This window comes from Paenibacillus sp. RU5M (assembly GCF_900221055.1).
Taxonomy (GTDB): domain Bacteria; phylum Bacillota; class Bacilli; order Paenibacillales; family Paenibacillaceae; genus Paenibacillus; species Paenibacillus marchantiae.
Genome location: NZ_OBQM01000013.1, coordinates 116,192 through 128,849 on the forward strand (window position 1 = coordinate 116,192; position 12,658 = coordinate 128,849).

Below are 12,658 nucleotides of genomic sequence, written 5' to 3' on the forward strand. Positions count from 1 at the left end.
ATAATTAGAGCAGATTAGACGTAAAATGCAAAGAGAGCCGTGCTGGTAACACGACTCCTCTGAGCAATAGCCGCTTTTAAGGGCGGTGGGCTTCGGTAACATAAGGGCACGATGAAATAGACCGCGATCCTTTGCTATGGGGGCGGTCTATTTGCGTTTATCGGACAGAATGGCAACGATGAGCGTACCGAAGGTAAGCATCAACATGATTGCTTCAAAAACTGTCACAGGGCATCCCTCCCTTCATGGCGAGGTAGCCGACCGACCCTTTAAGCCTATTCTATTACTTTGTGATTATAGCATATTTTGTAAGAAGCTATGGCGTCAGAATCTTTGTATATGTAACTCGCTCATTAGTTGCAGGGCATCCCGAAACCCTTGTAAATAAATCTCTCTTTCCAGAAGTGTTTGCATAGAAAGTTGAGTATCTTCATATAAAAAAATGGTCTGATTCAGATATTCAGGTAAAGCTTGACGGATGGTATGAAAATAATGATCAGATTCTTCAGATAGTTGGGTATAATCAGGCTGCGTGTGAGACAAATTGTTGTATAATAACTCTAAGCGCGTTCGGATTAACGGTTCTGCCAAAGATTCCAGAGATTCTATCATGCATTCTCCTACTTTCTATGAATTGAACTATAGAGATTTAATAACTCATAGAGTTATGATGACTTAATTAGTTATTAACGTCAAGAGTTACTATATTTTATGTTAAGGGATGTTTTCAGATGATCAAATTCACTCTCGAACAAGTTCTGAAGGATAAGGGTATGTCTATGTATGCTTTGGCTAAAAAAACAGGAGTTCGTCCGAATACCATTGGACAATGGGTAACGGATAGCGGTTTTGAAGTCAAATCGATCACAATCGAAACCCTTGAGAAAATTTGTGTAGCACTGGAATGTCAGCCAGGCGACTTAATCAAGTATATTGACGAGAAGTGATGTTTAACAGGCAATATTAGGCTGAGGTGCACTTTTACAATCATGGGGTTATACCTGTTTGTTTGGAGGAGAACATGTATGATTAAGATTCATTTATCTCGCATTATGGGAGAGAAACGAATTAACATTGCCGATTTATCCCGATTTATCCCGACTAACCGGACTACATAGAAATGGGATTGCCAAATTATATAATGAGGAAACAGATGGCGTGAAGTTTGATACGCTGAATCGAATATGCGAGGCTTTGGATTGTGAGATCCAGGATATTATTGAGTTTATTAAGGACGAAAAGTGATCTTCAACGATTAGCTTAAAGCCCTATACTCTTTTAAAAAAATGGCTATGTTAAAATCTAATGTTGATTTGTGACCATAAGAAAACCGCCTTTGTGAAAAGGCGGTTTATTGAGCTATCGTTTCCCGTTAGTTGGATGTTTTAACTACGGAGACCAACTAGTGTAGAAGGAAATTAAACGAAAAACTATTATGATATTTGATTCTATTTACATTTCTTTATCAAGATCCACATTGAATGATGCTGTTAAAGGTTTTTGTCCAGAATCATTTGGTATCACTGTAATTTCCACAGTTAGATTTATAGAGTCAGGCAGATTAACTTGATCTATATTCTCAAATCCGACAAAGTAATAATGCTGTTCGTCTAATTCTATTAAGCCTCCATCTGTCGAGCCAGAAGATGAAATTAAATTTCCGTCATTATAAAGCTTACAAGAAACATTATACTCTTTCAAACTGAATCCATTCACTTCATACCCGACCTTTATTTGTCCTTCCGTGTATTCAGCATTTCGTAAATTAATAGTTCCTCTGATGTTTGTAATTATACATGTATGATGGAATCCGGTAGGACGCCCAAATTTTTTTGAAATAATCCCAACCTTTATTTCGCCTGGCACACTATATAATTGTCAGGAATTACAGATGCAACTATGGAGGCAAAAGATGGATTCAATTGGTAAAAACGGAAAAGAAGCGGCGGAAGCGATTCGGAGCTATGTCAAACCGATTTTCGGTTTTGCGTTAAACCGGGTCAAGCAGCGGGCCGAGGCGGAGGATCTGGCTCAGGAGATTATGCTGCAGTTGTTGAAATCCTTCTCTGGGGTCCGGGACATTAGAAGCCTTGACGCTTACGTCTGGACGGTTGCCCGATACACTTGGGTGAATTGGTTGAAAAAGCGTGCGCACGCTCCCCAAGCGTTCGAAATCAACGGCATGTCCGAACTGTCTGCCGCCCCTTCCCGGGAGCCTCTTGACCGGCTGCTGGTAACCGAAGCTTACCGCGAGCTCCGCCGAGAAGTCGCGTTTCTGTCCGACATCCATCGCCGGATCGTGGTCATGCATTACTACGACGAGCTTAAAATCGGCGATATCGCGATTGCTCTGAACATTCCTGTAGGCACGGTGAAGTGGCATTTGAGCGAGGCTAAAAAGAAGTTACGGAAAGGGATGAAACGTATGCGTGCAACAGGAACTTTAAGTGTCAATCCGGTCAGCATGGGGGAAATGGGCCATTCCGGTTCGGCCGGCAGACTGGGCGAAACCAACGATTTTCTTGGACGCGCCTTGGCGCAAAATATCGTTTACGCGGCTTATCACAAGGCGCGTACCGTACATCAAATCGCGGAGGAGCTCGGAATGCCGCCGTCTTTGCTGGAAGGCGAAGTCCGGCACCTGGCCGATTACAATTTCCTCATCCAAACCTCTCCCGGCAAATATCAAAGCAATACCATCGTCTGGGACCTCTTCGAGTTGGCCGTAGCCGGTCATCAATTCTGGCAAGATTGCGCCGCCGAAGTGGCCGATGTTCATTTTGACGCGTTAATGGAAGTTCGCCGGCAAGTCGAGGATAGCGGAGTGTACGTTCCGGACGGCGACTATAACTTCCTGCTCTGGACCTTGCTGCCCAAGAACGTCGAGGAGCAATCTTGGCGGAGCATGCCGGCGGGCGAAAACTTCGATGCGGTCGCACCAATGCGAAAGGACGGAGGTCAGTATATTGCCTATGCGGCGTTAAACCGGAGCCACAATGCCGATCCGGGTTTTGATTTGAGTAGTTACGTCACCTTCGGTCCGTCGCTCCGCTACGTCGAAGACACTCCCTTATACTTGTGGCAATTCAATACGTACTGGAGCGACCGCCAGATGGATTGGCGTTTCCTGGAATACCGGAATGTCGAGATTTGTCATGCGTTCCAACAAGGGGAACTGCCCGACAACGAAGAGAACGCCGAGCAATATTCGTTCCTGCTGGAGAAGGGGTACATCTGCAAGACGGAGGAGGGGTACAAGTTCAATGCGGTTTGGATCGACTCTCCGCAAACGTTGGATCGGTTGAACAAGGCAATGCCGGATTTGTCCGCTCTGTATGCGCCTGCTGTCGGCAAGCTCTACGACAAAATGCTCAAGCTGTTCCTGCAAAATCAGCCGAAGCATTTGGAGCCGCAGCTTGCATACATGGTGAGAGGCAACACCGGCGGAGGCCGGCTTGTCGCTTATATTTTGAAGCATTTGATCGATAACGGGAAGTTGAAACCGCCGTTGCCGCACCAGCAGAAGACGATTTCAACCTGGATGGGGCCGGTCAAGTAAGTCGGTTCGGAAATGTATACGAAGAATAGCCGTTCCCGGGCGGTGGCCAATTTTCCGCAACCAACCGTGAGAGGCCAGATGCTCCACTACTCAGCAGATCTCAGCAAAACTGCCCGTTAGTTGAACAAAGGCAGCCGATTAAATGATCGGCTGCCATCTTTGTATCTATTGAGTTAATGTTTTTACGTTAGCTTAACAAACTACTATAATAATTTAGACATATAATACTGGTCGAAAAGTTTGTCATTTATCAATAGAGAGTTTCTTTTTATTCCTTCTATCTCAAATCCCATTTTTTTATATAAAGATACTTCTGCTTCATTTTGAATGACCACTGTAAGTTCTAATCGTAAGATATTATGAGCTCTTGCCCATTCTTCTAACCTTTGAAATAGATTTGTTCCTATACCACGCCCTGTGTACTCTTCTAAAATACCTATAACTAGGTATGCTGAATGCTTTGTTCTTCTTGTGTCTCCGCCAATGACTGCTATATATCCTACTAACTTTCCAGCTTGTTCTGCAACAAGTACTGTTGAATTACTCACTTTTTTCACTCGTTCCAGCCATTTACGTTGCTGTTCAGAAGAACCTTTTCTTTCTCCTGGTTCCATAAGCATATAATAAGCCTCGGTTTCAACTTCCTTCATAAGCAAATTAAAACTTTCAGCATCCTCAGGTTCTATCTCTCTGATAAACATCGAATCCCCCTTAATACACATCCAATATTATACATCTTATTCAACTAACCTGCCCGTTAGTTGAATAAAAGCAGCCGATCACGTTGATCAGCTGCTTTCTTGGTCTTATTGAGCTTTCTTTTAGCGTAATCACCTTAAGTGATAAGGTCATCTTACCGTCTGGTAAACGAGACCAATGGCTCCAGAATCAAAGGTCTTATTTTCGATTAGCTTAAGATTGATCTTCTCCTTGAGGCCTTGGAATAATGGCAATCCCTTACCGATCAGGACGGGAGAAACCGTAATTTTATACTCATCAATTAAATCAAGCTGCATAAGGTGGTGTGCGAACCTAGGACTGCCGAGGATGACCATATCTTTGCCTGGCTGCTGTTTAAGGTTATTGATCTCTTCCTCGATATCTTCTTTCACGAGTCTTGAATTATTCCATTCGACTTTCTCCAACGTCGTGGAAAAAACGATTTTGGCTGTCTTTTCGATCCACTCAGCATGATCCCGTTCATGTTGCGAAGCTGACGGGTCCGAAGGCACAGATGGCCAGTAACTGTGCATCATCTGATAAGTCCCACGCCCCCAAATGACAGTGTCGGCAGTACTCAGAATTTCTTTCGCGTGTTTCTCCAAATCAGCATCGTAGGCAACCCAGCCAATGTCCATTTCACCATTCGGCCCTTCTACAAAACCGTCAAGCGATGCGTGAAGAAATAGAAAGAGTTTTCTCATTTTCAGTTCTCCTTTGTGCATGAGGGATATCTAACTATGAACATATTTTTCTTATTCGATGAGGTATCCTCATATTCCTTGTTGTCTATATGAGCATTCTTAAGCACAAATCTGAATTCAGCCTTTTTTCAGGTAAAGGCATTATACTATTCCCGAATCCTGTACTGGAAAAGGAGTTTTGGCATGTCTAAGGTGATCCATAAGTCGCTTTATCTCATTCTGCTTGTTTTTGTCGGCGTGTTTATCGTGTCGACCCTGTTTGTCCGGGCGCAGTACAACTACACCTTGTATGGGGATAATCCGATTCTGGGTACGCAGCAGTGGAGTATTTTTATCCCGGTGATTGCTTTGCTTCTAGTATCGGGTATCGGGCTATACCGTCTTTGCCTGAAGCTGAACAAATACAGTCCAAAGGTTGTCATTCCGGTGGTGCTGCTATGTTCTCTTGCCATTCAAATCATCATTATCTTCGTGTTTCCACGAGTGCCTACGGATGATTCACAGACCGTGCTTTCACTCGCGATGAACATGCTTTACGATCACGATTATTCTTCGTTTGAATCGGGCGGATATCTGCACATGTTCCCGTTCAACTTTTCCACCGTCTTGTATCTAAAGACATTGCTGTACCTGTTCCCGGATAATTATCTGGTAATCAAGCTGTTCAATATTTTGTTTGCAACGGTAACGACATTAATGATTTATCTCATTTATAAACAGTTAAATCATAAGTCCGCGGAACGTGATTACGGGGTTCTGATCTTTGCAGCCACGTATCTGCCATCCCTGTTCCTGAACAACCTGATCTATAACGATGTTATTGCTACGGCATTTCTGACATCTTGTTTATACTTTTTGATTCGGTTTATACGTGAAAAGTCTTGGCAGACGATCGTTATTGCCGCCATTCTGCTCGCCATTGGCAACTACTTCCGAAGCATTGGCGTAATTGTGCTGATTGCTGCTATGTTAACCATCCTGCTGAATATGCGAAGTATTGGATTCAAGAAAGTGATTGCCTCCATCTTCGTGCTGGCTATGTTGTTTAACGTCCCAGGATGGACTCAGAATGCGGTATTAAAATCTTCAGGTGCTGTAAGTGAGCCTGTTGGGGAAAATTCGGCACCGGTCTATATGTGGTTGAACATGGGTATTAATCTGGAACGATTCGGCTTCTGGGACAACATGGAGAGTTACCAGATCTATCAAAGAGAAGCCAACTATAATAAAGCTGAAAGTACAGAACTGTACAAGCAGGAGATTGAACGCAAGCTATCGGAAGCCAGCTTAAGTGATTTGGCGCAGATGTATTACAAAAAGATCATTTGGACCTGGACCGAAGGTACCTACCAAATGGATCGATATGGCATCGGTAATGAAAGCTCCTCGGGTATGGGAGGAGGAAGAGGTGGCGGAATTGCCGGCTCCTACAGTTATACCAATGCGGTAACAGACTTATTCAAGGGAGATTCCGTCTACCGGACGGGGGTGCTTTGGGTCGTTTATGTGATGAATTTCATGATGTACTGTTTTATTTTCATTCGCTTGGTCGGTGGAATTCGTGGAAAGCGGTATGACGAAGTCTCTTTGATTCTGGTTATTCTCGGATTTATCGGGTTCTATATTCTGTGGGAGATTAAATCGAGGTATATCTATCCCGTATATCCACTACTGGTTGTATTGTCGTACATGGGATTTAAAGATGCGTATAACTTCATGTTTCATAGAAAACTTGGCTGGGAACGTTCTTCCCTGAGAAAAGGGTGATCCGTATGCGGAAAAATGGTTATCTCATATCGGCTATACTCTTGCTGCTGACCTGCTCAGTTTTGCTCTCTGCTTGCGATGCTATTACTGCCCAGAACATTACGAATACCGGTTCTGCACAAGGCATAAACGGTGGCGGAATGATGAATGGCGGTGGCCCGGGCATGAATGGAGGAGCACAGAGGGGCGGAGGGCAAGGGATGAATGGCAGAACAGGCGGTCAGGACAATATGCGGGGGATGATGAATGCCGATCTTACAGGCAGAGTGATCTCTGCCACAGGGAGTACCGTCACGATCTCGTTACTTGAGGTGCAGGACAACTCATCCACAGGCTCGACTAATGGAAATGGAAGACAATCAGGCGCCTCCAGAGGCGGAAGCATGGATATGAAAGATACGGGTATTGAAATGAAATTGAACATCAGTGAGGATGTGGATATCACGGAAGGCATGGGCATAGGTGTCCCAGGTAACAACCAAAATGCTAATTCATCTATTCAGGTGTCTGATCTGAAAGAGGGAGATGTCGTTATGGTTTGGTATAAGGAGAACACCGAGACCGTAGAGCGAATGGTGGTTACACAGTCCTGATTTTCATTGCCTATGATTACTTGATGGACTATTATGGAAATAACTTGATTTTCGGAAGGAGTGAGCGTCATGAAACGACGGGCTAAGATGATGCAAAGCGTTACTACAACAATTAAGGTGATTACGAACTGAATAGATCCGGCAGAGCAACGGACACATGGCGAAGCATTTGGAGTCTGCTAATGTGACGATCTGAAGTCTGCCGACATATAGGGATATAACTGCTCATTTTTCCTGGTATGCACGAGGTTTATTTGCTTATGCAAGTAAACCCGTGTATCCAGAATTTTTAAAGCCGCAGGCATAGCCTGCGGCTTTTTGCGCGCAAAAATAGGATTCGGAACTCTAAAAGCGTTCTATATTAAATGACCACTAAGGAGATATGCCCATGTTAAAACTTAAATATTTATTCCATAATAACGATCTCGCCGAGATGATTTTGAAAAACTGGGGTTATGATCCGGAGTCACTGGACATGTTCCAGTATTATCGTATATCCTCCAATGCTGTGTATCCGTTCAGGGATCAGGGAGAGGTTTACTTGCTTCGTTTTGCCCCTGTAGATGAGAAAAATCAAACCAATCTTGCAGCGGAGCTGGAGTTCCTGTCCTATCTTAAACTAAATCAATATGGCGCCATGGAAGCAGTACCTTCCCATGCAGGAAAAGAGCTGGTAGTGGCTCATACGCCTTGGGGAATGTATTATGCCTCTGTATTCAAACGAGTTCCTGGTAACCAGATGGGCAGTATCGATATAAATGACCAGATCGTGCACAGCTTGGGTGAGGCATTGGGTAAGCTGCATCGTTTATCTTGTGAATACACACCCAAACAGGCAAAACGCTGGACGTATACCGATGTACTGGATTGGATGAAGGACGTTCTGGGGGAGTTCCCTGGCGAGAATGCGGCGCTCAATGAGGTAGAAGTTCTCCGGAATTATTTTGCAAATTGGCCCGTTACAGAGCAGAACTTCGGGTTAATTCATTATGATTTTGAACTGGATAATGTCTTCTATGACGAGGAGAGTCATTCCTGTTACGCCATTGATTTCGATGACGCCATGTACCACTGGTACGCAATGGATGTGGAGCAGAGTCTGGATAGTTTACGGGATGAAATTCAGCCGGATGAATGGGAACAGAAGAAGCAAATATTCTTGCAAGGGTATTGGAAAGAAGCAGGAGACGCCTATGATATGGAGTCGATGTTCCCAGCATGTCGTCGCTTTGCCAATCTGTACGGTTATGTACGTGTGCTTCGATCTGGGGCAGAACAATGGGCAAATGAGCCGGAGTGGATGAGTGGATTAAGAGCAAGGCTGGATAAAGAGATGACAGTGAAATCAAAGCAGTTTGGTCAGCAGCAGCCCCTCCAACTACCGGCAAATTGATCCTCAGTACTTTTTCGGTCAAGATGATTAAGCTTAAATCTGGCATCTGCATAAGTGCAACGAAATAATGATTGATTTTTTATTCGTCTCCATTGTAACATTAGATTAAGCGCTATACCTTTTATTAGAACATCAATGTTGGATTACATGGTCAAGTGGAAACCGACAATTCGTTTCACCAATTGAATGAAGAGGACGGTCATAACGAACATGGACGACAAAAAGTTAATTATCTTTTTTGACAGCGGCGATACCATTGTTGATGAATCGACCGAGATTCGGGACGAAGAGGGAATTGTTCTGAGTGCGGATCTGATTCCGGGTGCGGATATTACGATTCAGAAGCTTCATGAAAAAGGGTACACGCTGGCCCTGGTTGCTGACGGCGATGCACAATCCTTCAAGAACGTATTTAAGCAGCATGGACTTCATGATTATTTTAGCGCAATGATTATTTCGGAGAATATTAAAGCCAGCAAGCCAAGCCCGCGGATGTTTAAGGCAGCAATTGGTGCCCTTGATTTGTCCGAAGGGGATTTTTCAAGAACAGTGATGATTGGCAATAACCTGAGTCGTGATATGAAGGGAGCCAACGCACTTGGCATCACCAGCATCTTTCAGAGCTGGACGCCGCGTTATCCCCATGAGCCGGTGGATGAAACAGAACGTCCGACTCACACAGTTGGTGAACCGTTGGAGCTGCTTGAACTTATTGAACGGCTAAATGCCGAAGTCAATAAATAAATGTTTGCTTGCATGCCCTTGAGCAGAAGGATTGAATGTCATTCTACCTTCTGCTCAAGGGCTATTTTTACTTTTTTACATGAGAAAATGATAGAATGATCGTAAAATCCGGAACAGGGTAGGTGTTCACATGGAGGAACCACATCGGAAGCCGTTGTTGTACTTGCAAACTGCCGATTTGGTGATGGAAGAAATCCGTAACCGGAAACTGCAGCCACATGATCCCGTGCCATCGGAAGGCGAGCTCGCCAAACTGTATTCTGTCAGCCGTATGACGGCCAAGCTTGCGCTGCAAATTTTGGAGAAACAAGGTATTGTCTATCGGTTGGCGCGGCGGGGGACATTTGTGTCGGGTGATTATTTGGGCGGCCCGGGTAAAGAGTTTTTGTCGGGGAATGTAACTACAGACAAGAAACTTATAAAGCGAAAAATTGCCCTGCTGTTCCCCAATATGGATGATTACGTAGCCAGAATTATAGCATCCGTTGAGCAGGAAGCACGTAAATCCGGGTGCCAGCTGCTCATTCGGATTACTACGGATAAAGAGGATGAGAGCTTCTGCCTACAAGAGTTGTACGAGGAAGGAATCGATGGAATTATTTTGTTTCCAAGGGGGCGAACACGCTGCAGTGAAAAGGTGCTGGAGCTTAATCTGTTGAATTACCCTTTGGTAATCATCGATCGGATCTTTCGTGAGGTCAATATTGATTGTGTGTACCATGACCATTATCAGGGAGCCTACAACTTGACGGAATATTTGATTGATAGAGGACATCGGGAAATTGGGTATATCTCTATGTCGTTTGATGGAGTGACGAGCCGGGAGGATCGCTATAAAGGTTATGTGCAGGCCATGCTGGACTACGCACTGCCTGTTAACGGTCGCAATATTTGCCTGGATTGTGCAGAGGATTACATGCTCAACCTGAATGGGCCGAATCTGCAACTCAAGGATTTCATTCAAAGTAATCCCGCAATGACAGCCGTTGTCTGTGCGGATGATTATATCGCGACTTCTGGTCTGTACACGGCCTTATCCATCCACAAGCAGGTACCTGAGGAACTGTCCATCATTGGTTTTTCCGACATCCAGTTGGCGAGTCTGCTGCCCGTGCCACTGACTACGGCAAGACAAACGACAGAGAAGCTTGGACAGGCAGCAGTGAATTTGCTGTGCAAACGTATGGAGAATTCCCGAGAAGGGGCTTTATCCATCAAGGTGAACACAACCATCATCGAACGAAGCTCCGTACGTAATCTTAATCAATGAGTGTTGAAGCGGTTCCGCCATTTAAACCTTCCTTATCTCGTTTTAATGAAAAGGAAGGTTTTTTATATGTCAGTGACATATACGTATTTGCTATCTTATTCAAACTCAACAATGCAAAATTTGTTATGTTTGTTACCGTTTTATGCAAATATAATGTAAATAATAGTAGTTATATGAAGTTTATTTGGAGAAAAATTTACATTTATATCATTGTATATGTCAATGACATATATTAGTGTGAAGATATGCCACATATCTTTCAAGGATGAAGGGAGGATATTCCGGAAAGCGCTACCATACATCCTGGGAAATGACCTGCAGAGCCAAAAGAAATGTAACGTACGAACGTTGGCAATAATCGAAATCATTATTCGAAGAGGAGCCCGAATATGACAATTAAATCCTTGCTTGCAGCTTCGTTCTTGGCAGTATCTCTTTTCTTTCCACTGGCGCAGCCCGCGCAGGCGGAAGAGGACAACGCCGTAACGGTTTACCAGGATGGAGATTTTGGAGGCAGCTCCCAACCGTTTGGGATTGGCCAGTTCAATGTGAATCAGCTTAACGTGGTTGGCAACGACAAAATATCTTCGGTAAAGGTAGCTCCGGGATATCGATTGACCCTGTATCGTGACAAGGATTTCTCCGGTGACACCAAAACGCTGACCGGCGATGCGGGATGGCTTGATGATTTTAACGACGCGACCTCCAGTCTGAAAGTAGAGAAGATTGGAGGCCCCAATAAACCAGTTATCGCATATTCCAATTCGCCTTATGGAGGTTTTGAGCAGCAGTTTGATATCGGCAGCTATAATGTGGATGAACTGAAGGCTGGAGTAGGCAATGATGCCATCTCTGCACTCCGGGTAGCCCCAGGGTATAAGGTCACATTGTACAAAGACTACAATTTCGCTGGATATTCCAAGGTTCTGACCGCAGATGCGATCTATGTTGGCGGAGATATCAATGATTCGGTATCGAGCCTGAAGGTTGAAGCCATCTCGCCGCTCGATGCCACCTCGGTTGCCGTCCCGGGTGACGATTACAGTGACACAGCCAAGCGTGAAATATTGCAAACCTTTGCTCCTAAAATCTGGTTTGCCCAAGGCGAAGTTTATTTCCCGTCCTCGGTAGAGCATACCCTGCCGCATGTGGATCGCTATGTGAATCCAGGTTCAGGTTTGTATGAATTTAAGACCAAAACGGAATTGAATCCATATACCTTGAAACTACCTTATTTTACGGGCGATCTGGCTAATGCGCCGATCTATGCGTTTTGGGTGGAGAAGGAGTATAACAACGTCGATCTGGTATATTTCCAGTTCAGTCCCTATGATCTTGGGAAAACGGTGTTTGGTACGGAAGTGGGAGATCATGTCGGAGACTGGGAGCGGGTCACGGTCAGATTGGCCAAGTTCACCGATCAGAACAGTAACTATGTGAAGCCGGTTCAAGTTTACTATGGCGCGCATTCTTTCGGTACAACCTACTCTTGGGGTGAAGTGGACAAAGTAAACAATACACATCCTGTTGCGTATTCCGCGTTTGGTTCCCATGGGATGTGGAAAGATCCTGGTAATCATGTCTATCAGGAACTCGTCGTAACCCAATTGATTGATGTGACGAATCAGGGAACGGCATGGGATACCTGGAACAATATCCAGGCTTTTCAGTATTATCCGAATACTCGAACAGGCAATGGTCTGGGAAATGCTTGGCCATCATGGCTGGACAGGGATTATAGTAATCCGAACAGCTTATCTGTCTATAAATTCGGAAATCCGTCCCAAGGCTCCTTCTTTGGTCAGCCTCTACTTGCAGGAGGACCAACAGGACCGCAGGAAAAAGGCGCATTAACGAATGATGTTATTTTAGATTAGGCGATGATTAACGAGGGGACTCGCTTTCACA

13 protein-coding genes and 1 pseudogene are annotated in these 12,658 nt (G+C 44.5%); 9 read left to right on the forward strand and 5 right to left on the reverse strand.

The window, feature by feature from the left end; translation table 11 throughout:
* Positions 1–147: 147 nt before the first annotated feature.
* Together CRO25_RS34340 and CRO25_RS28060 are read right to left on the reverse strand one after the other, a co-directional pair.
* Positions 148–228 (reverse strand): putative holin-like toxin, encoded by an 81-nt coding sequence (locus tag CRO25_RS34340; RefSeq protein WP_350338901.1) that lies wholly within the window; start codon positions 226–228, stop codon positions 148–150.
* Positions 229–324: 96 nt separating this feature from the next.
* A complete protein-coding gene (locus tag CRO25_RS28060; RefSeq protein ID WP_079697229.1) occupies positions 325–612 on the reverse strand; it encodes a hypothetical protein in 288 nt (95 codons plus the stop codon).
* A 119-nt stretch (positions 613–731) separates the two neighbouring features.
* On the opposite strand from CRO25_RS28060, the gene CRO25_RS28065 reads away from it, so the two are divergent.
* Complete coding sequence (locus tag CRO25_RS28065) at positions 732–947, forward strand: helix-turn-helix transcriptional regulator (RefSeq protein WP_064642162.1); 216 nt, start codon at positions 732–734, stop codon at positions 945–947.
* Between the two features lie 78 nt (positions 948–1,025).
* A pseudogene (locus tag CRO25_RS28070) lies at positions 1,026–1,245 on the forward strand (helix-turn-helix domain-containing protein).
* Positions 1,246–1,452: 207 nt separating this feature from the next.
* Here CRO25_RS28070 and CRO25_RS33115 read toward each other — a convergent pair.
* Positions 1,453–1,866, reverse strand: a complete 414-nt coding sequence (locus tag CRO25_RS33115; RefSeq protein ID WP_143806608.1) for a hypothetical protein — start codon at positions 1,864–1,866, stop codon at positions 1,453–1,455.
* A gap of 46 nt (positions 1,867–1,912) precedes the next feature.
* Between CRO25_RS33115 and CRO25_RS28075 the strand changes: the two genes are divergently transcribed.
* The gene (locus CRO25_RS28075) at positions 1,913–3,559 is read left to right on the forward strand and encodes an RNA polymerase sigma factor (RefSeq protein WP_179132282.1); all 1,647 of its coding nucleotides are present in this window, start codon (positions 1,913–1,915) and stop codon (positions 3,557–3,559) included.
* A 203-nt stretch (positions 3,560–3,762) separates the two neighbouring features.
* Here the strand turns inward: CRO25_RS28075 and CRO25_RS28080 are convergent, their stop codons facing one another.
* Positions 3,763–4,260 carry a GNAT family N-acetyltransferase gene (locus CRO25_RS28080; protein WP_079697231.1) on the reverse strand — a complete coding sequence of 166 codons (498 nt, stop codon included), beginning with the start codon at positions 4,258–4,260 and terminating at the stop codon, positions 3,763–3,765.
* Between the two features lie 147 nt (positions 4,261–4,407).
* Entirely contained in the window at positions 4,408–4,983 is a 576-nt protein-coding gene (locus CRO25_RS28085) for a dihydrofolate reductase family protein (RefSeq protein WP_079697232.1), read from the reverse strand.
* 183 nt (positions 4,984–5,166) lie between these two features.
* Between CRO25_RS28085 and CRO25_RS28090 the strand changes: the two genes are divergently transcribed.
* The 6 genes from CRO25_RS28090 to CRO25_RS28115 all read left to right on the forward strand — a co-directional run bounded on the left by CRO25_RS28090 (position 5,167) and on the right by CRO25_RS28115 (position 12,627).
* Positions 5,167–6,750 (forward strand): glycosyltransferase family 39 protein, encoded by a 1,584-nt coding sequence (locus CRO25_RS28090; RefSeq protein ID WP_079697233.1) that lies wholly within the window; start codon positions 5,167–5,169, stop codon positions 6,748–6,750.
* A gap of 5 nt (positions 6,751–6,755) precedes the next feature.
* The gene (locus tag CRO25_RS28095; RefSeq protein WP_072735661.1) at positions 6,756–7,343 is read left to right on the forward strand and encodes a hypothetical protein; all 588 of its coding nucleotides are present in this window, start codon (positions 6,756–6,758) and stop codon (positions 7,341–7,343) included.
* Positions 7,344–7,731: 388 nt separating this feature from the next.
* Positions 7,732–8,736 (forward strand): phosphotransferase enzyme family protein, encoded by a 1,005-nt coding sequence (locus CRO25_RS28100; RefSeq protein ID WP_072735660.1) that lies wholly within the window; start codon positions 7,732–7,734, stop codon positions 8,734–8,736.
* A 210-nt stretch (positions 8,737–8,946) separates the two neighbouring features.
* Positions 8,947–9,480 carry an HAD family hydrolase gene (locus tag CRO25_RS28105; protein ID WP_072735659.1) on the forward strand — a complete coding sequence of 178 codons (534 nt, stop codon included), beginning with the start codon at positions 8,947–8,949 and terminating at the stop codon, positions 9,478–9,480.
* 130 nt (positions 9,481–9,610) lie between these two features.
* On the forward strand, positions 9,611–10,750 hold the full coding sequence (locus CRO25_RS28110; protein WP_079697234.1) for a GntR family transcriptional regulator: 1,140 nt from the start codon (positions 9,611–9,613) through the stop codon (positions 10,748–10,750).
* Positions 10,751–11,139: 389 nt separating this feature from the next.
* On the forward strand, positions 11,140–12,627 hold the full coding sequence (locus tag CRO25_RS28115; RefSeq protein WP_079697235.1) for a Vps62-related protein: 1,488 nt from the start codon (positions 11,140–11,142) through the stop codon (positions 12,625–12,627).
* Positions 12,628–12,658: the final 31 nt, after the last annotated feature.

What these genes read in the sequence shown, in the direction of transcription:
- CRO25_RS28060 (WP_079697229.1), bottom strand. Translation starts at nt 612, where the DNA reads ATGATAGAATCTCTGGAATCTTTGGCAGAACCGTTAATCCGAACGCGC.
- CRO25_RS28065 (WP_064642162.1), top strand. Translation starts at nt 732, where the DNA reads ATGATCAAATTCACTCTCGAACAAGTTCTGAAGGATAAGGGTATGTCT.
- CRO25_RS28075 (WP_179132282.1), top strand. Translation starts at nt 1,913, where the DNA reads ATGGATTCAATTGGTAAAAACGGAAAAGAAGCGGCGGAAGCGATTCGG.
- CRO25_RS28080 (WP_079697231.1), bottom strand. Translation starts at nt 4,260, where the DNA reads ATGTTTATCAGAGAGATAGAACCTGAGGATGCTGAAAGTTTTAATTTG.
- CRO25_RS28085 (WP_079697232.1), bottom strand. Translation starts at nt 4,983, where the DNA reads ATGAGAAAACTCTTTCTATTTCTTCACGCATCGCTTGACGGTTTTGTA.
- CRO25_RS28090 (WP_079697233.1), top strand. Translation starts at nt 5,167, where the DNA reads ATGTCTAAGGTGATCCATAAGTCGCTTTATCTCATTCTGCTTGTTTTT.
- CRO25_RS28095 (WP_072735661.1), top strand. Translation starts at nt 6,756, where the DNA reads ATGCGGAAAAATGGTTATCTCATATCGGCTATACTCTTGCTGCTGACC.
- CRO25_RS28100 (WP_072735660.1), top strand. Translation starts at nt 7,732, where the DNA reads ATGTTAAAACTTAAATATTTATTCCATAATAACGATCTCGCCGAGATG.
- CRO25_RS28105 (WP_072735659.1), top strand. Translation starts at nt 8,947, where the DNA reads ATGGACGACAAAAAGTTAATTATCTTTTTTGACAGCGGCGATACCATT.
- CRO25_RS28110 (WP_079697234.1), top strand. Translation starts at nt 9,611, where the DNA reads ATGGAGGAACCACATCGGAAGCCGTTGTTGTACTTGCAAACTGCCGAT.
- CRO25_RS28115 (WP_079697235.1), top strand. Translation starts at nt 11,140, where the DNA reads ATGACAATTAAATCCTTGCTTGCAGCTTCGTTCTTGGCAGTATCTCTT.